Source organism: Clostridium sp. CTA-7, from assembly GCF_054768095.1.
The window spans coordinates 563,087-585,186 of the sequence record NZ_BAAAAV010000002.1; the positions used below are offsets into that span (position 1 = coordinate 563,087).

Consider the following 22,100-nt stretch of genomic DNA (forward strand, 5'->3'; position numbering starts at 1 on the left):
AGACAAAAAGTAAAGGATAGGTGAAGCATGTTGATAGTTGTTGGTGGGATGATTGGGCTTGGGAAAAGTTCTGTAGCAGAGATTTTAGGGGAGCACTTTAAATCAGATGTATTTTATGAAAGTGTGGATGATAACCCTATATTACCTTTATTCTATAGTGAGAGTGAGGAAGAAATCCAAAAAAAGAGGTATCCATTCTTATTACAACTTTATTTCTTAAACACTAGATTTAAAAGTATAAAAGAAGCATTAGTTCATAATGATAATGTCTTAGATAGATCAATTTATGAAGATTGGTACTTTGCTAAGAAAAATATGGAGCTTGGTAGAATAAATGACTTAGAGATGAAAATATATGAAGATCTTTTAAATAATATGCTTGAGGAGTTAGAAGAGCTTCCTAAGAAAGCTCCAGATGTAATGGTGTATTTAAAAGGATCCTTCGAAACTGTTTTAAATAGAATAGCATTAAGAGGAAGAGATTTTGAAATTGATGAAAGCTTAAAAGAATATTACCGCTTTTTATGGAAAGATTACGATGAATGGGTAGAAAATTGTTATAATGCATCAGAGGTTTTAATAATAGATATGGATAAGATGGATGTTGTAAATAATGAAGCAGATAAAGAAAAACTTATAGAGTTAGTAGAAGAAAAGCTTAGAGAAGTTAGAGATATTGAAGAGATTGCATAAGAAGAGTTATTTTTATGATAATAGAGCAAACAATTTAGTTTGCTCTATTTTTTAAATTTAGAATAATATATTCTAATATAAAGAGAACCTATAAGGGTTATTCCTAAGAGAGTATATCTTCTATTATTAAAGGTATAGAAGATATATTATCATTCCCATTTGAGAATATATTGTAATCGTAAATATAATCATCAAGAGATATTTCTGTTTTATGCTTATTTTGGGTTTCTGTTAAATTACTTTCATAATTTAATCTAGTAATATGAATTGATGTAGTTTCACCAATGGATTTTAGACAATCTATTTCTTTAGGAAATCTAGCATCAGGAATTAAGGCTACATCAAAATCATCTCTAACTAGTGATAATATTTTTAGTAATTCGTTTATTAAAAACATTTCATCTACTTCTCTCATTTTATCTCCTAAATGTTGAAGTAAGGTTCTACCATTATTATCTTTTAATTCATTCCAACCATAAACTTGTGTTGCAACCATTTTTAAATAGTCGGCATAGTGAATAATAAATACTTTTTTACCTTTTCCCTCTAGTATATCTTTTAACTTCAAAGCTAAAGTATCTTTTCCATGTCCTGCTCTCCCAGAAATTGAAACACACTTCATTAAGGAACCTCCTTCTTATGTTTAATATATATTATATATCTTTTGGAAAAATTAAATTATTATTTTTATATTATAACAATATTAATTTGATTTTAAATAGTATTATCCAAATAATTATTTAGCTTTTAGTGCTATGTTCTCCAAATATTGAAAACATGGGTTTACTTTGTGAAAAGTTTTCATCTAATGCAGCAGCATCTAAATGAATACAGCTTACTATCTAGTAAAAAGATATCATCTACATTGTTTAAATCCAATACACCAACTTCAATTGTAGTTACTTTTTTTATGACTTCAGTAACTACATTATTTATTTCTTTTGTATGTCCAGTTTTACTAAAATATTAAATTGATATTTTCGCTATATCTCCAATATAAATTTAAAAATTATTATTATATAGATATTATAGAAGTTTATAAACTTATATACAAATCATAAAATTTTAGTGTGTATGAGCGAGGGTTAAATAATATAAATTATTGAGTAAATTTAGCATAAATATATTAATTTTATGATTTGCATATTATAATTATTTGTAATCAGAAAATATCTTAAATATGATTAGATATAATTTATTAAATAACTAGAATTAGTAATGAGGGAGGGAATATTTAGTGATAGATTTTTTAATTAAAGCTCTTTCACTAAGATAACATATGAAAAATTTAGATGAAATAAAAGAAATAATAAGTAAAGAGGTCAGCAATATAATTGATAATGAAGTAGATAAAGCTTTATTAAAATATTTAATGGAAAATATTTTAGAAAATTATAAAGTCTTTGATAAGGGACATGGCATAAAACATATAGCAACAGTAATAGATTCATCAATTAAACTATCAAAATATTTCCCAGTAAATAAAAATATAGTGTTAACTATTGCAGTATATCATGATTTAGGAATGCGTATTGATAGAAAAACTCATCAAATGCATTCAAGGGATATGCTGATAAATGATAAAGAGTTAGAAAGATGGTTTAAAAAAGAAGAGTTAATTTTAATGGGGGAGGCATGTGAGGATCATAGGGCATCAAATTCTCATGAACCAAGAAGTATATATGGATATATCGTTTCAGATGCTGATAGAACAACAGATATATATGATATGATAGAAAGATGTTACAACTTTTCAAAGAAAAACTATAAGGATTTAAATGAAGAGAAAACCTATAATAGAGTTTATAATCATCTAGTAGAAAAATATGGAGAGGGTGGATATGCTAAATTTTATTTAGAGGAAAGTAAAGATGTAATAATGAAACCTTACATAGAAGCTCAAGAAATACTTAAGGATGAAGAGCATTTCAAAGCTTTTTATAAGAAAATTATAGCTCATTAGAATTTTGATGGAAATATACAAAATTTAAAGATAATTTTGCAAGAATGACGTAGGAGGAATCCTACGTTTTTTTATATGTATTTTCAATTTTTAAAACTAGGAGTATTATATAATGATAGAATACAAAAGATAGACTAGGAGATGGACGATATGAAGATAAAAAAAGAGTGGGCAATATTATTAACGGTGTTACCTATGACCTTTATGACTACCCTTGATAGTAGTATAGTAAACGTAGCTTTGCCAACTATGGCTAGAGAACTTGGAACAACAATGGCTGGAATAGAATGGGTAGTTACAAGTTATTTAATAACTATATGTGCAACTATTTTATTATTTGGTAGATTTGGAGATATAATTGGTAAAAGTAAAGTATTTAAAATTGGAATTGGAGTTTTTACTTTAGGATCCCTTCTTTGTGGGGTAGCTAATAGCCTTTCAATGCTTATATTATCTAGAATAGTTCAAGCAATAGGTGCAGGAGCTGCAATGGCAACTAATCAAGGAATAATTACAGAAACATTTCCTCCTAATGAAAGAGGTAGAGCCCTTGGAATGACTGGAACTGCAGTTGCTTTAGGAACTATGGTAGGACCCACATTAGGAGGTCTTATAGTATCAGTAGCACCATGGAAATATATATTTTTAATAAATATACCAATAGGAATTTTAGTTTATATTGGAGTAATTAAGGTATTAAACTTTAAAAAGGTTAAAGAAAAAGTTCCATTTGATATAAAAGGAACTATATTATTTATGATTTCAGTTATATTACTGTTTACCTCTATAAACTTTGGGCAAAGTATAGGATATACAAATCCTATAATTATAGGAGCTTTTATTATTTCCTGTTTATTACTATTTATATTTATAAAGATAGAGAAAAAAATAGAAAACCCTATGTTAGATATAAGTATATTTAAAAATAAATTATTTTCATTAAGTATATTTTGTGGATTCATTTCTTTTGTTTCTATAGGAGCAATAAATATAATTTTACCATTTTATTATCAAGATGTATTAAAGCTTACTCCAAGTGCAGCTGGACTTATGATGACAGTTTCCCCTATTATATTAGCTGTAGTTGCACCTTTAAGTGGATATCTCTCAGATAAAATTGGGAGTGAAAGAATATCCTTTTTAGGGTTGTCCATATTGACATTTGGTATATTCTCATTGACTATACTTACAGAAAACACTTCATTATTAGTAGTGGCTATAGTAGTCGGACTACTTTCATTAGGAAGTGGAATATTCCAATCACCAAATAATTCATTAATAATGTCAACAGTTGATAAAACAAAGCTAGGTATAGCTGGAAGTATAAATGGGTTAGTTAGAAATATAGGAACAACAACAGGGATAGCACTTTCAACAAGTCTTTTATACAGCATGATGAGTAGCAAAATGGGATATCATGTCGTAGGATATATAGAAGGTAGAGCAGATGTATTTATATATGCAATGAGATTTGTATTTACTGGTATAGGATTTATATGTTTGATTGGTGCAATTTTAACTTTACTAAGAGTTATAAATAGAAAATCTAGAATAGAAAATGAATAAATATAAAAGCTTTTATAAAAACTACGTAAAAGCTTCAGTATAAAGAATTAACTTAAAATAATAGGATAAATCATTATATTATCTTATTATCTTAAGTTAATTTTTTTTATTTTAGTCACTTAACAAAAGTATAAATAAGAGAAAATATATAAAATCTTTTTTATCTCGTTATTTTTAATTTTCATATGATCTCCTTAAGTATTTTAAAATATATTATCAACAAGTATAAGATAATGTGAGTGGAATAATTTGGATGATAATGATATAATCTAATATTATATAATTTACAAGGAGAAAATATCATATGAAACAATATGAATATAAAATCGAACAAATACAAATAGAATTAAAAAGCATAATTAAGACTGATAAAAGTAAATATAACAACGAAATTTCAAAAAAATTAAACTTACTTGGAAATGATGGCTGGGAATTAGCCGGTGTAGATGGTACTTGGTTTTATTTTAAAAGAGAGCTTAATAGTACAAAGTAATTTACCTTAAAACTAATAAATTCAGTAGCAATTTTAATGTACTAAATTCAGGAGATGAGAGAAATGAGTAAGTGGGAGAGTAGTGGTAAATATAAAAATATTAATAAAATACTCGATATTATAGGAATTATATTAATTTTAGCTTTAGTCATAATCACCTTTATGTATTGGTTAAATGCACCAGATATTGTACCAACTCACTATAATGTGCGAGGAGAAATAGATGGATACGGCTCTAAAAATACAATATTTTTTCTATTGTCTATAGTAATAATATTATATATAGGATTGTATTTTTTAGCAAAATATCCACAAATATATAACTATGCAGTAAAAATAACCCCAGTAAACAAAGAGAAGCAATATAATATGGCAACTACTTTTATGAGAGTGCTTAATGTTGAATTAGTATTAATATTTTTTTATATTCAATTAAAACAAGTTACGTCTATTAGTGGAAATAATAAAAATCTATCTATGGCTTTTTTACCAATAGAATTAATGGTTTTATTTGGATCCATTGCTTTTTATATTTACAAATCAATTAAAAATAAGTAGATAAGCTTGTGGAGTATAAATTTTTTATTGCAAACACTTTCTGAAAGAAAAGGGAATATAAAATATAAATAATTTAAGATAGTATTAGGAGAATATATTAAAAATGAATATAGAATTTAGAGTAATAGATAGAAGTAATTATAATCAATGTATAGAATTAAAAATAAGTGAAGAACAAAAAAGATTTGTTGCATCAAATATTTTTTCTTTAGTTCAATCAGCATACGAGCCAAATTTGTATCCATTAGGAATTTATAAAAATAATGAGATGGTTGGTTTTATTTTATATGATTTCGATGATGAAATTAATGGTTGGTCAATGAGTAGATTTATGATAGATGAAAAGTTTCAAAATCAAGGAATTGGAAAAGTAGCGTTACAAAAGTTTATAGAGTTTTTTATTGAAAAATATGGACATATAAAACTTTATACAAGTGCTGAAGTTGATAACACTATTGCAATTGACTTGTATGAAAAGAATGGATTTAAAAAAATAGAAGTATTTGAATATGAATTTGGCGGAGAAACTTACAAAGAATTTAGAATGGTTGTTCAACTATAAGAGAGTGCTTACAGAGTACTGCCTATTTATTTCAAAAGACTATATGCATTTTATCTAGAATTAATTTATTTCTTAAAAATAAGTAAATCAGCCTGTATATACCGAGTAAATTTAGTTAAATAATTAGGAGGGAAAATGGAATTTAAAGAAATAAAAATAGAAGATATAGAAATACTTTCAAGTATGTATGTTGAAACATTTAATTCTCCACCATGGAATGACGAGTGGACAATTGAAACTGCATCTAAAAGGTTATACCAAATGATAAATTGTGAAGGTTTTTATGGACTTATTGCATATAAAGAAGAAATGGTTGTAGGGATGATATTAGGTAGTGAAGAACAGTTTTTTAACGGATTAATGTTTAATATTAAGGAATTTTGTATTAAGAATGAAATGCGTAATAATGGTATTGGAACAATACTTTTAAAAGAGTTTGAGAACCGATTAAAAAATAGAGGAGTTACAGAAATAATTTTATTTACTTCAAGAGAGGATGGAACAGAGGGCTTTTATAATAATAGAGGACTAAAATCTTATAATGGTATGGTTATGATGGGAAAAAAATTATAACTATATTAGATGAACAATCTTAACATATTGTGAGAAAAAATAAATATTTATTTTTATTAACCTTTATAGAAGAATAAGGAGTACTATGGAAAGTTTAAATATAAGAAGATTCAATGATAATGATGCAGCTATTGTATCAAAAATAATTTGCAGAAATTTTTTAGAAGTAAACATAAAAGATTATTCTAAAGAAGAAATGGAAGCTTTATCACAAATTTATGATACTAATAAAGTATTAGAGATATCTAGTTATGCTCATATGTATGTTGCTTGCATAGATAATGAAGTTGTTGGATGTGGTGCCATTTCAAGTTTTTGGGGAAGAGAAGAGGAAAGTATATTATTAACTATATTTGTTTTACCAGAATTGCAGGGGAGAGGGATAGGCAAATCAATAATAGAAACCTTAGAAAGTGATGAGTATTTTCTAAGAGCAAAAAGAATAGAAATACCGGCATCAATTACTGCATATGAATTTTATAAAAAAATGGGATACAACTATAAAAATGGTGTGGAGGAGTTAGATGATGAGGGTCATTACAGGCTAGAGAAATTCAGATAAATTTACTTATTTTAATCATAAATAAGAAAGTATTTATACTTTAAGGAGGATAACAAAACATAATTATGGATATTAAAATGAGGATGGCAAGTGAAAATGACGCAGAAGAAATATTAAGAGTATATGCACCATATATAAAGGATACAGTTATAACTTTTGAATATGAAATACCAACAATCAATGAATTAAAAAATCGTATTAGAAAAATATCATTAGATTATCCTTATCTAGTTTGTACTTTAGATGAAAAGATAATTGGATATGCTTATTCATATAGACATAAGGAAAGAGCTGCTTATCAATGGAATGTTGAATTCTCCGTTTATATTGATAATTCATATTTACATTGTGGAATGGGAAAAGCTCTTTATAGTTCTCTTATTGAAATATCTAAACTACAAAATATTCAAAATATATATGGAGGAGTTACATATCCAAATAAAAATAGTGAGAAACTACATGAATATTTTGAGTTTAAGAAATTAGGAGTATATCATAATACTGGTTATAAATTTGGAAAGTGGCATGATGTTACTTGGTTTGAAAAAAGTGTTGACGAATATTATGGTGAACCCAAACCATTACTTTCAATTAAAGATATTGACGAAGAATTGCTTGATGAAATTATGGCTAAGTGTTGTAAGATGATAAAAATATAATGAAAAATCATTTATAGAGGCTATTTATTTTAACTAAATCAGATGGACAAGAAGTAATTACAAATAGAAATCTGTATGGATACGGGATTTGTTATTGAAGATATTGATGGAAGATGGATAGGCTTTGGGATAAAGGAACATTAAATATATTTTAAGGAGTGACAGTATTGGCAAAAATTAAGCTACAAGATTTAGTAAAAGTATTAAGTGAAGATGTATTAAAAAATAATTCTTGTATTGAAATTAACTTTTGCATTGATAATGATGCAGAATATGAAGATTGCTGGATGGGTAAAATGCCAGATAAGAATAATGTGAATAAAGAAATTTACTGGTATGGATTAGTTGCAGATGGTTCACAAGGCTATGATTATGATTGCTTAGAGGACATTCTAAATGCAAAAGTATTTAAGAATAAAAGCATATGTGATATTTGGAAAAATATTACTTTGTACTCATTAAACGGGTGTGATGTAGAAGAAATGCTTCAATATTAAAATTTTTATAATTTAAATACACAATATTAAGATATTATTCGTTAACATCACTAAATATGGGGGGGAAATTTATGAGGCTTATAGAAAGTAAATCTGAAAAAATAGTAAAGGGAATCCTTATAGGTGGATTAATTTATTTAATAGGATATATATTAATATTTTTGGCACAAAGTTCAACTGCTTCTTCAATTGCTGGACATTATATAGCAGTTGGTTTGTTACTTATTGGAACACTTTCTAGACCAATAGCAGCAATAATTATTTTTAAATTCTTATGTGATGCATTATATAAAATATTAAAAGCAGTTGATAAATATAACGAGTATAAATAAGAACAATCTTAATTTTAATATGATTTTATTACGAACTAACTATTAAAATTAATAACAGGAAGAATGTTCTTTGAAAATTGAATAATGTGGTGAAAAAATAGTAAGAAAAAATTTTTCTATTCATATTGAAGAGGAGATAAAGCTATGTATAAAGATATTGAAAATAGATTGGGTGCTAAAATACAAGATATTAAAGTTTTAAAATCAGGGTGGGCAGGAGAAATTATTTCCTTAAAATTTAAAGACAATACGCAAAAATATGTAATTAAGACCTATAATAGTAGTAAAAATGGACTTGAAAATATAAAACAAGAATGGAAAGGGCTAAACTTGCTTTATAATGCAAATTATCCAGTTCCAAGGCCAATAATGAGTGATTTTGTAAATGAAAAGCCTTATATAGTTATGGAAGAAATTGAAGGAGAAAATTTATGGGACTGTTATCAGACTTTATCTAAGGAAGACAAGGATCAATTATTAGAAAGATTTGTAAAGGTTTTTTTTGAGCTCCATGAATTAGATGTCTCCATAGTAGACAAGGAACTTGTAAAAGATTCTACAATATCTTTTATTGAAAAAGAGATTAATGAGATTAAAAAATTAGTAGAAGAAAATAAATTGGAATATTTTACTCAAATAATAGATTGGTTACAGAAGGAAAAAATGAATATCATAGGTGAGAAATTATCTATAATTCATAGAGATTATCATCCATGGAACGTAATAGTTGATAACAATGAAAAAATCTATGTAATTGATTTGCTGTGGGGAATTGGAGACTATAGATTTGATTTAGCATGGATGTATACACTAATGGAGAGAAGTGGATTTGAAGACTTTAGTCAAAATGTGTTAAAAAAATATAAAGAGCTAAAAAATGGGAATATTAATAATTTTGAATATTTTAAAGTGCTTTCAACTTTAAGATGGCTAATTAATGTCATGATCTCATTAAAAACTGGAGAGAACCTTAATGAAACAAGAAATAAAGAATTTGAAAATTTTGTTTCCCCACTCATACAAAAGGGAATAAGGTCAATTCAAGAAATTACTCGTATACAAATAATAATTTAAATTAATTGATTTGTAAAATTGAATAATGTGGTATTGAATAAATTATTCTAGATTAATATATCTAATGAATTTTGGGAAAGATAATTTTGCAACAATAATTAGATATAATCAGGAGGTAATTATGAAAAAATATTTAAGTTGTTTTTTAATTTTATGTACTGCAATTACAGTGCAGTTATTTGGGGTAAGTGAAGTAAGTGCTAAATCTGTTGTGGAGCTTTCTAATACTTATTTAAGTGCTGAGAATAATAGAGAATTCGATATTCCACAGCTTGTAAGACTACAGCAGATTTCACCTAATCAAATTCAAATAAGCTATGATATGGATGTGGATATGGATCTAGGAACAAAAGCAACTAATTACTGGGTTCAAGATACAAAGAATGTTAAACCAGAACATATAGCTACTCTTGGTAAAAATGATAAGGTTAATGAAAATAATTCGCTTACTGACAAATTAGTTAAAATTAACTCAAAAGATGGTTCAGCAAAAACATTTGTATTAACCTTTAGTCAAGATATTCCTAAAGGAGAAGAATATAAACTAATAATTTGTTATGTAACTGTTAAAGGAGCTCCACCTTATAATGGAGATAATGGATCGGCTACGTTTGTTGGAATGTAAAGATAACTACATTTTTTGGGAAAAAGATAAATATTAGACTTAATTATATAGAATATTAATTAAAATACCGTATTATTCAAAAATGAATATGCGGTATTTTTATATTTAAACAATAAATGAGAGAACTACATAAGTAATATACCCTATATAATAATGTTTAATTTAAAGCTATTGTGAATTAGATAATTCAATATGATATTTAAGAATCAAATAGTATAATATCAAGAAATATATGTAATTTAATGGCTTATTAGTTTATAATTGTATTATGTTGTGTGGGTAATAAAATTTTAGGAGAAAATTTAAAATGAGGTACATGGGAAATAAGGAATTTTGGGATGGTAAATTTGCAAATAGAAGTGATAATCCATTAAATCCGGAACAATCATTAGTTGAAAACATTATATATTTTAAAAAGGGTTCTGCTCTTGATATAGCATGTGGTGATGGAAGAAATGCTTTATTTTTACTTAAAAATGACTTTAAAGTAACAGGAGTTGATTTTAGTAGTGAGGCACTTGAGCGTTTAAGTAGGTTTGCTAAAAGAAATAATTATTTAATAAACACAAAACAAATTGATTTAAGTGTAGCTGATTCATTAAATGATATAGGTATATTTGATAATATATTAATTAATCACTATAGATTAAACAAGGATCAATTTAAAAATATAGAAAATAATATAACTGAGAATGGAATTTTATTTGTTTGTGGGTTTGGGCATAATCATAAAGTTGACTCTAGAATTAGAAAAGAAGATTTAATTCAACCAACTGATTTTGAATATATAAAGAAGTCATTTGATTTAATTAAGTATATAGAAAATGAAGATGATAGAGGTTTTTTTGTTACTTATATTTTTAGTAAGAGAAAAAATTAATTATAACTTGAACTTATTAAAACTTAATTAATAAAATATAGACTTTGAAAACTTAATAAAACTTAATATTAGAGTATTTCATTATAATATAAACTTTTTAAGGAGTAGTGAAAATCTTATGAACCTTAGCGATTATTTTCAAATAGTATTGCTTTGTGCTTTAATTCTTATAGCATTAATTGGACAACAGTATTATTTGATTAAGGCTTCAATTAATAGAATATATCGTGCTTTTATGTGGATAGCATCAGTTTCTATATTAGTAACTACTTTTTTAAAACATACAGACACTCATGAATTAATATATGGAATAATATATACAGCTTTATTTTTAGTATTATCATTTATGCGTAAAGGAATTACTCAAAAAGGCTTATCAGGTATTAAAGGTGATTCATGTAAATGGAGTAAAATTAATAGTGTTAAGTTATTAAAGCATAATAATAAAATTAAATTAGTATATCTTCATTCTAGAGGAGAAAGCTATATGTACTTTGATTATAATGACTATAGTAAGTTAATAAAAATTTTAAGGCAGTTTCTTAGTTATGATAAGATTAATATCTATGTCAGAACTTAGTTATTAATTGGTATATGTGATTTTTTTACATTATTAAATTTTATATTATAACAGTATAAATTTGTTCGGGTTTCAATTTTGGTAGTAGGACTAGCTAGAACTATATATAAAATTAATAAATATGGAAAAATTGATAGATAATCAGAGGGAGGAGAATTTTGGATAAGTTATCTAAAATACAAAGAAGAATACTTTGTTATTTAGGATTAGCAATAATGTTTGTGTTAATGGGAAATAGCAATAATGTACCAGAAATATTTGCTGAAAGAATATTTAAACCTATTAGGGGTAATGGTTGGGGAATTTATTATGCTGGGTTAATAGTTATGGTTGGAATATATTATTGTTTAAAACAACTTAATGAAATAGAAAAAAACTCTCTAATTAAGACAACGTTTAGAAGAGTTATTGTAACAGTAGCATTAATGAGTATTTTCCCTGTAATGTGGGTTTATTGTATTCAATTTTATAAAGGCTTTTCTAAGGATTTAAATTCGATATATCTTGATAGAGAGAAAACTTTAGTGAACTTTCATGGAAATAGGGATAAACTCACTATAAATGGAAGAATAGATATAGTAAATTGTAGCAATGATACACAAAAGTTGCACATAAAAATTAAGGCACCATCCTTAGTAAAAGAGTATGTAAAGGAAGAGTATATTACCTTAGAAAATGAATTTAAAGCACATCCAAAAGAAGAAAAAACTTTATTTATAAGTGAAGAGTTAAATTTTAATAGAGAAACTCAATATTCAGGATATAGCGCAAAAGCCTTTGAATATATATTGTTTAATGATAAAGGTGAAGTTGTGTTTAAAGGAACATTAGGAGAATATCAAACAAATGATTGGAGTTTAGAAACTTAATTTTTTGGATAGAGAGTAAAAATCAATGAGCAAGTATCTTATAATATGAAATAAACATAATTAACAAATTAAAAGGTGGACCTTATAATGGACATTCGTAAATGTGAAATGAAAGATGCAGATAACATGTTAAAAATATTATTAGCATTAGATAAAGAAACAAATTATATGTTATTTGAACTTGATGAAAGACCTAAAGATGTTAAGATAATAATATGAGAAAGTGGATTTCAGGTAGAAGGAATTAAAAAAATTCTATATATCGTGATGGTAAGTATCTTGATGAATAATATGGCTAAGTTATACTAACAATTTAATGGATATTTTTCAGTAAGTATTTATTACACAATGAAAGAGAGGTTAAGATGAATAGTTTTGAATTTATAAATGGGAGTATAGAGCTACTTGATTTAGTACAACCTTTATGGGAAAAATTAAATAAACATCATGAAGGCAACTCAACCTATTTTTATGATATATTCAAAAATTTCAAATTTGAAGATAGAAAAAATAAGTTTATAAAGAATAATAATTTAGAGGTTAAAATAGATTTAATTAAAGACTTAGAAAAAGGAATATATATTGGCTATTGTATTAGCACAATAGATAAAGAATTAATCGGAGAAGTTGATTCTCTTTTTATTGAGAAAGAGTATCGTAAATACGGTTTAGGAGATAAATTAATGAATATGTCATTAGAATGGCTAGATAGCAAACAAGCAAAAACAAAAATAATCGGAGTAGCAGAAGGTAACGAAAATGTATTAGAATTTTATAAAAAGTATGGTTTTTGCAAAAGAAGAGTGATTCTAGAGCAGATAAACGAATAGATTTTAATATATAATACTATATTTAATGATTATATTGTGAACTAAATTTTATTATAAATTAAGGTGTTCATTAAAACATCTGTTTCTTAGAAAAAAAGTTTAGTATGATAAATTTATCTTATCATACTAAACTAAGAACAATATACTTAAATATTAATTATACTGATATGATTCTTGTTTTAATTTTATGCCTAATAAAATTTTGGATATTAAAAATAATACTGGTAATTCTATCAGTGGCCCGATTATAAGAGCTAATGAAATTAAGGGCTTATCTGGAAATGATGCAACAGCAATTGCTAATGCTATAGGAGAGTTTCGAGCGAGAGTAGTTAAACTTAAAGAAACACTATCTTGGTAATTCAGTTTAATAGCCTTACCTACTAATCTTCCAACTATAAAGTTAATTATAAAGAATAGCAATATTGGTACTAATAAAATAAATAATACTTGATAATTTTCTAGCAAGACTTTTCCCTGTGAAGCAAACATAGATATAATGGCTATATTTAAAAAATATCCTTGATAATCACACGCTTTAGGAAGTAGTTTATCTTCAAATACACTATCACCTATTTTATTTATAATAAGTTTTCTAGCGACTATTGAGCACAATAGAGGAATCATTAAACTAAATACAACTCCTTTACCCAAGCTTATAACATTTATATCTACACTAGTTCCAGCTATCAATAATATATACACGGGTAATAAAAGTAATTGAAGTATTATATTTAAAGGAAGGATAGAAGAACCTAAAGCTACATTTCCCTTGGCAATTCCAGTAAATATTAAATACCAATCTGTGCAGGGAGTTACCATAAGCATAATAAACCCTATTAAAAGTTCTGGATGATTATTTAAAAATAATCTGCCTAAGATAAATACTATTATTGGTGTCCACACAAAATTTATGATAATTGATGTTGATGTAAACTTTATATTTTAAAATGAGTTTCCTATTTCTCTTAAAGGCACTTGTAGAAATACTAAAAATAACATTATTGTTAATGATGGCATTATTAAATATTCTGAATAAGTTTGGATCAGACTTATTTGACCTAGTAGAATTCCTAATAAAACCATCGCGAAAATAGTAAAACTTTGAAACTTATTTATACTTTCCATTAATAATCTCCTTTAATTTAAAGTAATAGTAATTGAATATGGTTATCATTTGGTGAATTAAATTATATTATATAGTAAATGATATTACAAGTTTTAATACTATAAATTTTTGTCTAGGAAAGTCAGAATATGTTTATTAAATAATTACTGAAATATATTCTTTGAAAATTGAATAATATTGTGTTGGGAAAATATGTTATAATAGATTAATAATAGTAAGATATTGTGTATTGAACAGAAAGGAAGATTTAATAATTAATAAATGGCAAAAAGGAATATTAGATATAACAATCTCATCATTCTTAATTTTTGTATTTTTATCGTTAGCAAATCCTAAGAAAAGTGTTAATTGGATAAAATGGTATCTTTTACTTGAGGGAAAAGAGAAGAAAAACTATAATCCCGAGATAGCACTAAATAATATAAAAAGAATATTACTATTGATTGGAGTTATTGGTGTTGTTGGATTAATTTTATCTATTTTTATAAATAAACTATTTGCAATACCAACATTTATATTAATACTATTAGTATTTATTGTATTTATTAAATATACTGGACCTAAAAGTAGCTTAATTATTAAAAAATGAATTAAGTGAAAATACCGTATCATTCAAAAAAGTGAATATGCGGTATTTTTTATTTTGTAATTCTAATAATACTGAAAGGAGAGTTTTTATGAAAGAGATAAAAATAGAGAAATGTCCATATTGTGAATCTACAGATTTTGCTAAAGGTTATCAGTTGGCACAAGGAAGTGTTTATCCACAGTCATTTGGATTTAAAATGGGTAGTTCTATTGAGCACATTATTTGCAAAGAGTGTGGTAGCATAATTCATTCAAAAGTAATAAAGATAGAAAGATTTAAATAAGCTCAACTATATAGATGTGGATTGACGCAAAATTCAGTTTATATAAGAAATAAAGATATTGTATGGAAAGTAGTATTATCATGAACTGTTGGAGTTTTATAATTCTATGTTTCAAAATGCCGTTAAGAATTACTATTGCCTGAGCGAATGCGAGTTATAGTAATTTAGGTATTTTGAATAAATAGAATTATAAAAACTCCCAGTGAAATGATACTGACTACTTGGAATACAATATCTTTCTTTTATTTAAAAGAGTTAAAAGAAGCATCAGAAGGCATTCTCCAATCACCACGAGGACTCAATGATATGCTACCAACCTTAGGGCCATCTGGAAGAGCGCTTCTCTTAAATTGTTGAGTAAAGAATCTATAAACAAATTTATCAAGCCATTTTCTTATTTCTTCAGAAGTATAATCATCTTTAAATGCTTGTTCTGCAAGCATTTGGATTCTTTCTTTTGAAGATCCATTTTTAATAAAGTGATATAAGAAGAAGTCATGTAATTCATAAGGTCCAACTATGTCCTCAGTTTTTTGAGTTATTTCACCTTTTTCACTTTTAGGTAAAAGCTCAGGACTAACTGGCGTATCTAATATATCTAAAAGAGTATCTGAAACTTGAGAATTAGATTCCTTTTCAGCAACATATCTAACTAAATATCTAACAAGAGTTTTTGGTATTGATGGATTAACTGAATACATACTCATATGATCTCCATTATAAGTACACCATCCAAGAGCTAATTCAGAAAGGTCTCCTGTACCAATTAATAAACCACCTTCTTTATTAGCTAAATCCATAAGAATTTGAGTTCTTTCTCTTGCTTGAACATTTTCATATGTAACATCATGAATATTTTTGTCATGACCTATATCTTCAAAATGTTGAAGAGAAGCCTTAACTATATTTATTTCTCTTAAATCACAACCTAGTTCATTGCATAAAGTTAAAGCATTGTTATAGGTTCTATCAGTGGTACCAAATCCAGGCATAGTTATTGTAACTATATTTTTATTATCTAATCCTAATAATTCAAAGGTTTTAACGACTACTAATAAAGCTAATGTAGAGTCTAGACCTCCAGAAATACCTATAACTGCTCTCTTTAGACCAGTATGTTCCATTCTTTTTGCAAGAGCAGAAGCTTGGATATTAAATATTTCTTTACATCTTTCTTCTCTAACTTTTGCATTAGAAGGAACAAAAGGATGCTTATCCACAAATCTATCAAAGTTAGATAGTTTAGTGTCTTTATAATTAAAGTTAATATTTTCAGCTTCAAATGGAAGTATCCTTGAAGCATCTCTATAGCTTATATTCTTAAGTCTTTCACTATTTAGTTTAAATACATCTATGCATGAATATATTACTTCATTATCTCTTTGGAATCTTTCATTTTCTTTAAGTAAAGTTCCATTTTCAGAAATTATCATATGACCACTAAATAATAAGTCAGTAGTTGATTCATGTACTCCAGCAGAAGAATAAATATAAGCTGACATACATCTAGCACTTTGATTAGAAATAAGTGCTTCTCTATAATCTTTCTTACTTACAAGCTCATTTGAAGCAGAAAGGTTTCCTATTATATTTGCACCAAGAAGTGAAAGGTAAGAGCTAGGGGGAATTGTAACCCAAAGATCTTCACAAACCTCAAAGGCAAATCTAAAGTTTCCAGAAGTAAATATTAAGTTAGTTCCAAAAGGAACTTCTTTTTGAAAAGAAAAATCTACTTTCTCATCAATTATTCCAAGACCTTCACTAAACCAACGTTTTTCATAAAATTCACTGTAGTTTGGTATGTATGATTTAGGAACTATTCCAAGAATCTTTCCATCAAAAATTATGTAAGCACAATTAAATAAAGCATTTTTAAATTTTAAAGGAGCTCCAACTGCAATTAGCATATCTAAGCCTTTACTTTTTTCAATAAGCTTTTCTATGGCAGAATTAGCTTTATCTAACAAACTAAATTGCATAAATAAATCACTGCAGGTATAGGAGGTGATGCATAATTCAGGAAAAACTATTGACTTAGCTCCATTCTTATGTGCCTCATCTAAACAAATAAATATATTTTCTAAGTTATAATCAACATCAGCTACACGAGTTACTGGACATGCTGCTGCAATCTTTATAAAATCCATAAAATCTCTCCAATCTATATTAAGCTAATAATAATCTTGTATATAAGTTATTTTAACTCTTTTTACTTTTTAAATTCATTTGGTTAAAAATAGTTTAGGCATTTTAATTAAATTTTACATATATAAATAATAATAAAAGGAAAACTATAGAAAATCAATGATAATAGAAGGAAGATGAATTTAAAGTTAAAATAAGTTATAAAATACTATATAAAAAGATAAAAAAGACATTGTAAAGGAGTGGGGTGTATAGTATAATCAATTCATAAGTTAACAAAATTTTAATTTTTGCTAAAATATGTTATAATGTTATCAGAAATAAAGGAGGGGGAAATAATGAGTGCAGTAATTTTTTGGATTATAGTTGCTGCTGTAGTAATTGCCATAGATATAGCAACTAGTAATTTCTTGTTTGCTTGGTTTGCAGCTGGAGCATTTGCAGCTATGATAGCAGATTTGTTAGGAGTATCTTTTGGGGTTCAAGCAGTGCTTTTCTTAGTTGTAAACTTAATAACTGTATCTGTAGGTTATCCATGGGCAAAACGAAAGTTTAAAGCTGGAGTTAAGCGTACACCGTTAATGGAAGAGAACTATATAGGAAGAGTTATGAAAGCAAAAGAAGACATTAAAGACAGAGCTAAAATAAAAGTTGACGGAATATATTGGACTGTACAAAACTTAGGAGAAGAAATAAAACAAAATGAAAGCTTTAAGATTATAGGAATAGAAGGTATTAAATTAATAATAAAAAAAGAGGAGGAAATTTAGATGGAAGGCTTATTAGGACTAATAATTACAGGGGTAGTAATACTTTTTGTATTAATAGTAATTTTATCATCAATTAAAATTGTTAACACAGGATACTTATACGTAGTAGAAAGATTTGGTCAATATCATAAGACTTTAGAACCAGGATGGCATTTCTTAATTCCTTTTGCAGATTTTGTTAGAAAGAAAGTTTCAACAAAACAACAAATTTTAGACGTACCGCCACAATCAGTTATTACAAAGGATAATGTTAAAATATCAGTAGATAATGTTATATTCTACAAATTATTAAATGCAAGAGATGCTGTTTATAATATTGAAGATTTTAGATCAGGTATAGTTTATTCAGCAACAACTAATATGAGAAATATACTTGGTAATATGAGTTTAGATGAAATATTATCTGGAAGAGATAAAATAAATCAAGATCTTTTAAGTATAATTGATGAAGTTACTGATGCATATGGTATTAAGATACTTTCAGTTGAAATTAAAAATATAATTCCACCAACTGAAATTCAAGAAGCAATGGAAAAGCAAATGAAAGCAGAAAGAAATAAAAGAGCTATGATTCTTGAAGCTGAAGGTTTAAGACAATCTCAAATTGAGAAAGCTGAAGGGGAAAAGAGAGGTAAAATCCTTGCAGCAGAAGCTGAAAAAGAAGCTAATATTAGAAGAGCTGAAGGTTTAAAGGAATCTCAATTACTTGAAGCAGAAGGTAAAGCTAAAGCTATAGAAGAAATATCAATTGCAGAAGCAGAAGCTATAAGAAAAGTAAACCAAGCAATTATAGAATCAGGTACTAATGAAACAGTTATAGCTTTAAAGCAAGTTGAAGCCCTTAAAGAAATGGCTAATAACCCAGCTAATAAGCTTATATTACCAAATGAGACTTTATCTTCACTTGGAAGCATTGCAGCTATAGGTGAAATGTTAAAGAAAGATAATTAGTATTAGAAATTAAAAAGTTAATATATTAAATTATGATAAGGTACTATAAATAAGATAGTACCTTATTTTGCTATATAAATTAATAAGAAATATATAATAAATTTAATTTTATTTCAAAGACTATATATTGAAGTTTAAATTAGTTTGGAGAAATAAAATATGAAAATGTTTATAAAAAAAAGAATAAAACTAATAATTATATTAGTTTTATTAATACTAGAAACTTTTAAAATTAGTACGGATGCAAGTTCATTAGGAACTGGAAGTAAAAATATTAATTATAATAGGGAAGCAGCTAGAGAATATGCTTTAAAATGGGCCACATCATCAAATAGTAAATATTATAACTACGTTAATGAAGGGGGAGATTGTACTAATTTTGTATCACAGGTTTTAAGAGCTGGTGGTTTAGAGTTTGTAGGTTCTAAAGCAAATGCCACTAGTATTAAATCCTGGTTTTATTATTCTCAAAACCTTCCTAATAGAACATCTACATGGACAGCAGCTCAGCCCTTTGCTTTACATTTTGGTAAAGAATACAAAAGAGCTTATGCCTTTACAGAATATAAGCTAATAGATGCGCTAGAAAATTGGGATACTATATATAAAAGTCTATTACCAGGTGACATAGTTCAGTATGCAAGGCAAAATAATATAGCTTTTCATTCTCAAGCTATTACAGACTTAATAGAAAAAAATAGAACTATATATTTTTGTCAGCATTCAAATTCTATGGAGTATTTCAGGAAAGATGGTAATTTAAGATATTATCTAATGGGAAAGCCAAATGATTACAACTTTTATATATATAATATAAAAGAAGATAGTGTTAATAGATCAGAAAATTTAGAAATTAAAAGTAGTAATAATTTAGATAATAGTAAAACAGAAGAGGACTATAGAAAAGAACTAATAGAAGCTTTAGATATAATAAAACTAAGCTTAGAGGATACAAGAATTGAAAATGAAAAAAACTATGATGAAAAAACAAAAATATTTATAGACAAAATGGATAAAAGGATAGAAGAAGTAGAATTCCATATAGATAAAAGGGGAAAATCTTCAAGGGAATTATTAGATATGCTATTAGAAAGAGAAAGCTTAGATTAAAGATATATAGGTTCTATTAAAGTTTCTACATTTAATATAGTATTTCAATTATTGTAAGTTATATAGTTATAAGATAATTTAAAAGAACCTATATATGTAAAATTAAAAAATATATATGATTCTAATTGAATATTAAACTTGTATTTTGACTTTTAACTATTGGTTTTAATTCAAATATAGATAATGCAGAATATTAATTAGAACATATATATAATAAAAATTTATAAACAGAGATTATTATAAAATTTAGAATAGAAAGAAATAAATATGATAAGAATAATAATAACCCAATAGGGTTACGTAGGTTTCTTTGCCGGTGGTTAAAACTGCCGGTATTTTTTTATTTTTAATAAATTAAAATTATTTTAAAAAAAGAGTAGCTTTTTTAAAATAACTATGTTATTATAAATGAGTAGTCAATAAGACTAACAATATTTTGTTTAAAGATTTTGAAAGATAATGACATTCTCCGTTATAGAGATTAGTAGTTACTTGAATAGTCTTTAGAATGGAGGATTTAAAATGGAAGATAAGAAATTAGTATGTAAAGATTGTGGTTCAGAATTCGTATTCACAGTAGGAGAGCAAGAATTCTACAAAGAAAAAGGATTCGATAACGAGCCAGTAAGATGCATGGATTGCAGAAGAGCAAGAAAAGCACAAAACAACAGAAGATAGTTATCTGTAATTTAAGCTATAGGTTTTCCTATAGCTTTTATTTTTATGTGAAGATACATATAAAATAAACATAATATAATATGCTGAAAAATATTAATATATATCGAAAAATGAATGTTAAATTATTAATTAATATATTAAAAACCACTAGCAAAAATAATAGATGTATGATAAAATGTTATAGTAAGTCGTAAGACTAAGAAATATTTGTTTAAAGATTAAATAGAAATTAGCTTTCTCCATTGTAGAGATTGGTTGATATTATATTGGTCTTTAGAATGGAGGATTTAAAATGGAAGATAAGAAAATAATATGTAAAGACTGCGGTAAGGAATTCGTATTCACAGTAGGAGAGCAAGAATTCTACAAAGAAAAAGGATTCGATAACGAGCCAGTAAGATGTATGGATTGCAGAAGAGCAAGAAAAAATCAAAACAACAGAAGATAATTAGCAAAGACTGTAGGTTTTCCTACAGTCTTTTTAATTTATGCTCTAAATCTTCGATTTAGTTAGTAAAAGTTACATCTTAGAAGGTATGTGAAGAAATTTTTCCAAATTTGCTGCTATAAGTATTCTATTTAATTAGCAGAATTTGAATTTCTATTCTCAATCTTTAAACCCATAAGTTGAAGTTCTAGTTGCATGTAGAGCTTCATTAACATTAGATAAAGTATCTTGAATAAGTTGTTTATTATCATCTTTTTCAACAGATTTAATAGCATCATGCAATAATTTTTGAGCATGAGTAACGTCAGAAAGAGCAAAGTTCAATTCATTTTTTGCATTTGGTTTATGTCCCATAAAAGCATCTCCTCCTAATCCTTAAATTTGTTTAAAGTGTTTTGTGCAGAATCTATAGCACTGTCAATAGATTTAAGTGCAGTATGAATTTCATTTCTATTATGATCATTTTCTGCGTGTAAATAAGCAGTATTTAGATGGGTTTGGCATGAACAAAGCTCATCTAAAGCTATTTCTAAATTTTCTTTGGAATTACCTTTCATAATTAACACCACCTTAAATTAAATCTCTATTAGTTTGTGTAAAAAAAATATTTCAATAACATTTATTAATAAAATTAATTAAAGAATTAATAGCTAAAATGTTATTAATTAGCTTTAAAACGCG

The 22,100-nt window shown here is 26.3% G+C and carries 32 protein-coding genes; 26 read left to right on the forward strand and 6 right to left on the reverse strand.

All coding sequences use genetic code 11. From position 1 onward, the window contains the following. Positions 1-27 precede the first annotated feature (27 nt). On the forward strand, positions 28-693 hold the full coding sequence (locus ACYUEX_RS05720) for a deoxynucleoside kinase (protein ID WP_460286958.1): 666 nt from the start codon (positions 28-30) through the stop codon (positions 691-693). A gap of 103 nt (positions 694-796) precedes the next feature. On the opposite strand, the gene ACYUEX_RS05725 is transcribed toward ACYUEX_RS05720, so the two are convergent. Further along, positions 797-1,315 carry a hypothetical protein gene (locus ACYUEX_RS05725; RefSeq protein WP_460286959.1) on the reverse strand — a complete coding sequence of 173 codons (519 nt, stop codon included), beginning with the start codon at positions 1,313-1,315 and terminating at the stop codon, positions 797-799. Between the two features lie 168 nt (positions 1,316-1,483). On the opposite strand from ACYUEX_RS05725, the gene ACYUEX_RS05730 reads away from it, so the two are divergent. The 18 genes from ACYUEX_RS05730 (at position 1,484) to ACYUEX_RS05815 (ending at position 13,316) form a co-directional block, all read left to right on the forward strand. Continuing rightward, complete coding sequence (locus ACYUEX_RS05730) at positions 1,484-1,663, forward strand: hypothetical protein (RefSeq protein WP_460286960.1); 180 nt, start codon at positions 1,484-1,486, stop codon at positions 1,661-1,663. 309 nt (positions 1,664-1,972) lie between these two features. After that, positions 1,973-2,656, forward strand: a complete 684-nt coding sequence (locus tag ACYUEX_RS05735) for an HD domain-containing protein (protein WP_460286961.1) — start codon at positions 1,973-1,975, stop codon at positions 2,654-2,656. Between the two features lie 150 nt (positions 2,657-2,806). Continuing rightward, entirely contained in the window at positions 2,807-4,222 is a 1,416-nt protein-coding gene (locus tag ACYUEX_RS05740; protein ID WP_460286963.1) for an MFS transporter, read from the forward strand. Between the two features lie 304 nt (positions 4,223-4,526). Further along, positions 4,527-4,715, forward strand: coding sequence for a hypothetical protein (locus tag ACYUEX_RS05745; RefSeq protein WP_460286964.1), 189 nt, complete (start codon positions 4,527-4,529; stop codon positions 4,713-4,715). A gap of 63 nt (positions 4,716-4,778) precedes the next feature. Continuing rightward, positions 4,779-5,273: an SdpI family protein gene (locus tag ACYUEX_RS05750; RefSeq protein WP_460286965.1), complete on the forward strand. Its 495-nt coding sequence runs from the start codon at positions 4,779-4,781 to the stop codon at positions 5,271-5,273. Positions 5,274-5,376: 103 nt separating this feature from the next. Continuing rightward, on the forward strand, positions 5,377-5,835 hold the full coding sequence (locus tag ACYUEX_RS05755) for a GNAT family N-acetyltransferase (RefSeq protein WP_460286966.1): 459 nt from the start codon (positions 5,377-5,379) through the stop codon (positions 5,833-5,835). A 135-nt stretch (positions 5,836-5,970) separates the two neighbouring features. Then, entirely contained in the window at positions 5,971-6,408 is a 438-nt protein-coding gene (locus ACYUEX_RS05760) for a GNAT family N-acetyltransferase (protein ID WP_460286967.1), read from the forward strand. An 85-nt stretch (positions 6,409-6,493) separates the two neighbouring features. Next, entirely contained in the window at positions 6,494-6,970 is a 477-nt protein-coding gene (locus tag ACYUEX_RS05765; protein WP_460286968.1) for a GNAT family N-acetyltransferase, read from the forward strand. 65 nt (positions 6,971-7,035) lie between these two features. Beyond that, positions 7,036-7,629 carry a GNAT family N-acetyltransferase gene (locus ACYUEX_RS05770; protein WP_460286969.1) on the forward strand — a complete coding sequence of 198 codons (594 nt, stop codon included), beginning with the start codon at positions 7,036-7,038 and terminating at the stop codon, positions 7,627-7,629. A gap of 167 nt (positions 7,630-7,796) precedes the next feature. Further along, the gene (locus ACYUEX_RS05775) at positions 7,797-8,126 is read left to right on the forward strand and encodes a hypothetical protein (RefSeq protein ID WP_460286970.1); all 330 of its coding nucleotides are present in this window, start codon (positions 7,797-7,799) and stop codon (positions 8,124-8,126) included. Positions 8,127-8,197: 71 nt separating this feature from the next. Then, positions 8,198-8,458, forward strand: a complete 261-nt coding sequence (locus tag ACYUEX_RS05780) for a hypothetical protein (RefSeq protein WP_460286971.1) — start codon at positions 8,198-8,200, stop codon at positions 8,456-8,458. 144 nt (positions 8,459-8,602) lie between these two features. Beyond that, complete coding sequence (locus ACYUEX_RS05785) at positions 8,603-9,532, forward strand: phosphotransferase family protein (protein ID WP_460286972.1); 930 nt, start codon at positions 8,603-8,605, stop codon at positions 9,530-9,532. Positions 9,533-9,653: 121 nt separating this feature from the next. Beyond that, positions 9,654-10,157, forward strand: coding sequence for a hypothetical protein (locus tag ACYUEX_RS05790; protein ID WP_460286973.1), 504 nt, complete (start codon positions 9,654-9,656; stop codon positions 10,155-10,157). A gap of 307 nt (positions 10,158-10,464) precedes the next feature. After that, a complete protein-coding gene (locus tag ACYUEX_RS05795; RefSeq protein ID WP_460286974.1) occupies positions 10,465-11,037 on the forward strand; it encodes a class I SAM-dependent methyltransferase in 573 nt (190 codons plus the stop codon). A gap of 118 nt (positions 11,038-11,155) precedes the next feature. Next, positions 11,156-11,617 carry a hypothetical protein gene (locus ACYUEX_RS05800; protein WP_460286975.1) on the forward strand — a complete coding sequence of 154 codons (462 nt, stop codon included), beginning with the start codon at positions 11,156-11,158 and terminating at the stop codon, positions 11,615-11,617. Positions 11,618-11,775: 158 nt separating this feature from the next. Continuing rightward, positions 11,776-12,486 (forward strand): hypothetical protein, encoded by a 711-nt coding sequence (locus ACYUEX_RS05805; protein ID WP_460286977.1) that lies wholly within the window; start codon positions 11,776-11,778, stop codon positions 12,484-12,486. An 87-nt stretch (positions 12,487-12,573) separates the two neighbouring features. Continuing rightward, the gene (locus tag ACYUEX_RS05810; RefSeq protein ID WP_460286979.1) at positions 12,574-12,705 is read left to right on the forward strand and encodes a hypothetical protein; all 132 of its coding nucleotides are present in this window, start codon (positions 12,574-12,576) and stop codon (positions 12,703-12,705) included. Positions 12,706-12,851: 146 nt separating this feature from the next. Beyond that, the gene (locus ACYUEX_RS05815; RefSeq protein WP_460286982.1) at positions 12,852-13,316 is read left to right on the forward strand and encodes a GNAT family N-acetyltransferase; all 465 of its coding nucleotides are present in this window, start codon (positions 12,852-12,854) and stop codon (positions 13,314-13,316) included. Between the two features lie 153 nt (positions 13,317-13,469). Here ACYUEX_RS05815 and ACYUEX_RS05820 read toward each other — a convergent pair whose 3' ends face one another. Together ACYUEX_RS05820 and ACYUEX_RS05825 are read right to left on the reverse strand one after the other, a co-directional pair. Further along, the gene (locus tag ACYUEX_RS05820; protein ID WP_460287066.1) at positions 13,470-14,258 is read right to left on the reverse strand and encodes an arsenic resistance protein; all 789 of its coding nucleotides are present in this window, start codon (positions 14,256-14,258) and stop codon (positions 13,470-13,472) included. A 3-nt stretch (positions 14,259-14,261) separates the two neighbouring features. After that, positions 14,262-14,444 carry a hypothetical protein gene (locus ACYUEX_RS05825; protein WP_460286983.1) on the reverse strand — a complete coding sequence of 61 codons (183 nt, stop codon included), beginning with the start codon at positions 14,442-14,444 and terminating at the stop codon, positions 14,262-14,264. Between the two features lie 230 nt (positions 14,445-14,674). On the opposite strand from ACYUEX_RS05825, the gene ACYUEX_RS05830 reads away from it, so the two are divergent. Both ACYUEX_RS05830 and ACYUEX_RS05835 read left to right on the forward strand, forming a co-directional pair. Further along, positions 14,675-15,034, forward strand: coding sequence for a hypothetical protein (locus ACYUEX_RS05830; protein ID WP_460286985.1), 360 nt, complete (start codon positions 14,675-14,677; stop codon positions 15,032-15,034). An 88-nt stretch (positions 15,035-15,122) separates the two neighbouring features. Then, a complete protein-coding gene (locus ACYUEX_RS05835; RefSeq protein WP_460286987.1) occupies positions 15,123-15,317 on the forward strand; it encodes a hypothetical protein in 195 nt (64 codons plus the stop codon). Positions 15,318-15,559: 242 nt separating this feature from the next. On the opposite strand, the gene ACYUEX_RS05840 is transcribed toward ACYUEX_RS05835, so the two are convergent. Continuing rightward, on the reverse strand, positions 15,560-17,464 hold the full coding sequence (locus tag ACYUEX_RS05840; RefSeq protein WP_460286988.1) for an NAD(+) synthase: 1,905 nt from the start codon (positions 17,462-17,464) through the stop codon (positions 15,560-15,562). Positions 17,465-17,800: 336 nt separating this feature from the next. Here ACYUEX_RS05840 and ACYUEX_RS05845 point away from each other — a divergent pair, with 336 nt between their 5' ends. The 5 genes from ACYUEX_RS05845 (at position 17,801) to ACYUEX_RS05865 (ending at position 21,419) form a co-directional block, all read left to right on the forward strand. Then, positions 17,801-18,232, forward strand: a complete 432-nt coding sequence (locus ACYUEX_RS05845) for an NfeD family protein (protein ID WP_460286989.1) — start codon at positions 17,801-17,803, stop codon at positions 18,230-18,232. Then, positions 18,233-19,183, forward strand: coding sequence for an SPFH domain-containing protein (locus ACYUEX_RS05850; protein WP_460286990.1), 951 nt, complete (start codon positions 18,233-18,235; stop codon positions 19,181-19,183). 159 nt (positions 19,184-19,342) lie between these two features. Next, the gene (locus ACYUEX_RS05855; RefSeq protein WP_460286991.1) at positions 19,343-20,293 is read left to right on the forward strand and encodes an amidase domain-containing protein; all 951 of its coding nucleotides are present in this window, start codon (positions 19,343-19,345) and stop codon (positions 20,291-20,293) included. A gap of 522 nt (positions 20,294-20,815) precedes the next feature. Next, positions 20,816-20,971 carry a zinc-ribbon domain-containing protein gene (locus ACYUEX_RS05860; RefSeq protein WP_195263398.1) on the forward strand — a complete coding sequence of 52 codons (156 nt, stop codon included), beginning with the start codon at positions 20,816-20,818 and terminating at the stop codon, positions 20,969-20,971. A 292-nt stretch (positions 20,972-21,263) separates the two neighbouring features. Next, positions 21,264-21,419 (forward strand): zinc-ribbon domain-containing protein, encoded by a 156-nt coding sequence (locus ACYUEX_RS05865; RefSeq protein WP_460286993.1) that lies wholly within the window; start codon positions 21,264-21,266, stop codon positions 21,417-21,419. A gap of 159 nt (positions 21,420-21,578) precedes the next feature. Here the strand turns inward: ACYUEX_RS05865 and ACYUEX_RS05870 are convergent, their stop codons facing one another. After that, positions 21,579-21,773, reverse strand: a complete 195-nt coding sequence (locus ACYUEX_RS05870) for a hypothetical protein (RefSeq protein WP_322459217.1) — start codon at positions 21,771-21,773, stop codon at positions 21,579-21,581. A gap of 14 nt (positions 21,774-21,787) precedes the next feature. Beyond that, on the reverse strand, positions 21,788-21,976 hold the full coding sequence (locus ACYUEX_RS05875) for a hypothetical protein (protein WP_322459218.1): 189 nt from the start codon (positions 21,974-21,976) through the stop codon (positions 21,788-21,790). Between the last annotated feature and the right edge of the window lie 124 nt (positions 21,977-22,100).

Bases quoted from the DNA above. Each gene is read 5' to 3' on its own strand.
- ACYUEX_RS05850 (WP_460286990.1), top strand. From the start codon at position 18,233: ATGGAAGGCTTATTAGGACTAATAATTACAGGGGTAGTAATACTTTTT.
- ACYUEX_RS05855 (WP_460286991.1), top strand. From the start codon at position 19,343: ATGAAAATGTTTATAAAAAAAAGAATAAAACTAATAATTATATTAGTT.
- ACYUEX_RS05785 (WP_460286972.1), top strand. From the start codon at position 8,603: ATGTATAAAGATATTGAAAATAGATTGGGTGCTAAAATACAAGATATT.
- ACYUEX_RS05740 (WP_460286963.1), top strand. From the start codon at position 2,807: ATGAAGATAAAAAAAGAGTGGGCAATATTATTAACGGTGTTACCTATG.
- ACYUEX_RS05860 (WP_195263398.1), top strand. From the start codon at position 20,816: ATGGAAGATAAGAAATTAGTATGTAAAGATTGTGGTTCAGAATTCGTA.
- ACYUEX_RS05760 (WP_460286967.1), top strand. From the start codon at position 5,971: ATGGAATTTAAAGAAATAAAAATAGAAGATATAGAAATACTTTCAAGT.
- ACYUEX_RS05845 (WP_460286989.1), top strand. From the start codon at position 17,801: ATGAGTGCAGTAATTTTTTGGATTATAGTTGCTGCTGTAGTAATTGCC.
- ACYUEX_RS05840 (WP_460286988.1), bottom strand. From the start codon at position 17,464: ATGGATTTTATAAAGATTGCAGCAGCATGTCCAGTAACTCGTGTAGCT.
- ACYUEX_RS05795 (WP_460286974.1), top strand. From the start codon at position 10,465: ATGAGGTACATGGGAAATAAGGAATTTTGGGATGGTAAATTTGCAAAT.
- ACYUEX_RS05835 (WP_460286987.1), top strand. From the start codon at position 15,123: ATGAAAGAGATAAAAATAGAGAAATGTCCATATTGTGAATCTACAGAT.
- ACYUEX_RS05790 (WP_460286973.1), top strand. From the start codon at position 9,654: ATGAAAAAATATTTAAGTTGTTTTTTAATTTTATGTACTGCAATTACA.
- ACYUEX_RS05865 (WP_460286993.1), top strand. From the start codon at position 21,264: ATGGAAGATAAGAAAATAATATGTAAAGACTGCGGTAAGGAATTCGTA.
- ACYUEX_RS05725 (WP_460286959.1), bottom strand. From the start codon at position 1,315: ATGAAGTGTGTTTCAATTTCTGGGAGAGCAGGACATGGAAAAGATACT.
- ACYUEX_RS05780 (WP_460286971.1), top strand. From the start codon at position 8,198: ATGAGGCTTATAGAAAGTAAATCTGAAAAAATAGTAAAGGGAATCCTT.
- ACYUEX_RS05825 (WP_460286983.1), bottom strand. From the start codon at position 14,444: ATGGAAAGTATAAATAAGTTTCAAAGTTTTACTATTTTCGCGATGGTT.
- ACYUEX_RS05875 (WP_322459218.1), bottom strand. From the start codon at position 21,976: ATGAAAGGTAATTCCAAAGAAAATTTAGAAATAGCTTTAGATGAGCTT.
- ACYUEX_RS05870 (WP_322459217.1), bottom strand. From the start codon at position 21,773: ATGGGACATAAACCAAATGCAAAAAATGAATTGAACTTTGCTCTTTCT.
- ACYUEX_RS05765 (WP_460286968.1), top strand. From the start codon at position 6,494: ATGGAAAGTTTAAATATAAGAAGATTCAATGATAATGATGCAGCTATT.
- ACYUEX_RS05815 (WP_460286982.1), top strand. From the start codon at position 12,852: ATGAATAGTTTTGAATTTATAAATGGGAGTATAGAGCTACTTGATTTA.
- ACYUEX_RS05735 (WP_460286961.1), top strand. From the start codon at position 1,973: ATGAAAAATTTAGATGAAATAAAAGAAATAATAAGTAAAGAGGTCAGC.
- ACYUEX_RS05720 (WP_460286958.1), top strand. From the start codon at position 28: ATGTTGATAGTTGTTGGTGGGATGATTGGGCTTGGGAAAAGTTCTGTA.
- ACYUEX_RS05800 (WP_460286975.1), top strand. From the start codon at position 11,156: ATGAACCTTAGCGATTATTTTCAAATAGTATTGCTTTGTGCTTTAATT.
- ACYUEX_RS05745 (WP_460286964.1), top strand. From the start codon at position 4,527: ATGAAACAATATGAATATAAAATCGAACAAATACAAATAGAATTAAAA.
- ACYUEX_RS05750 (WP_460286965.1), top strand. From the start codon at position 4,779: ATGAGTAAGTGGGAGAGTAGTGGTAAATATAAAAATATTAATAAAATA.
- ACYUEX_RS05810 (WP_460286979.1), top strand. From the start codon at position 12,574: ATGGACATTCGTAAATGTGAAATGAAAGATGCAGATAACATGTTAAAA.
- ACYUEX_RS05770 (WP_460286969.1), top strand. From the start codon at position 7,036: ATGGATATTAAAATGAGGATGGCAAGTGAAAATGACGCAGAAGAAATA.
- ACYUEX_RS05755 (WP_460286966.1), top strand. From the start codon at position 5,377: ATGAATATAGAATTTAGAGTAATAGATAGAAGTAATTATAATCAATGT.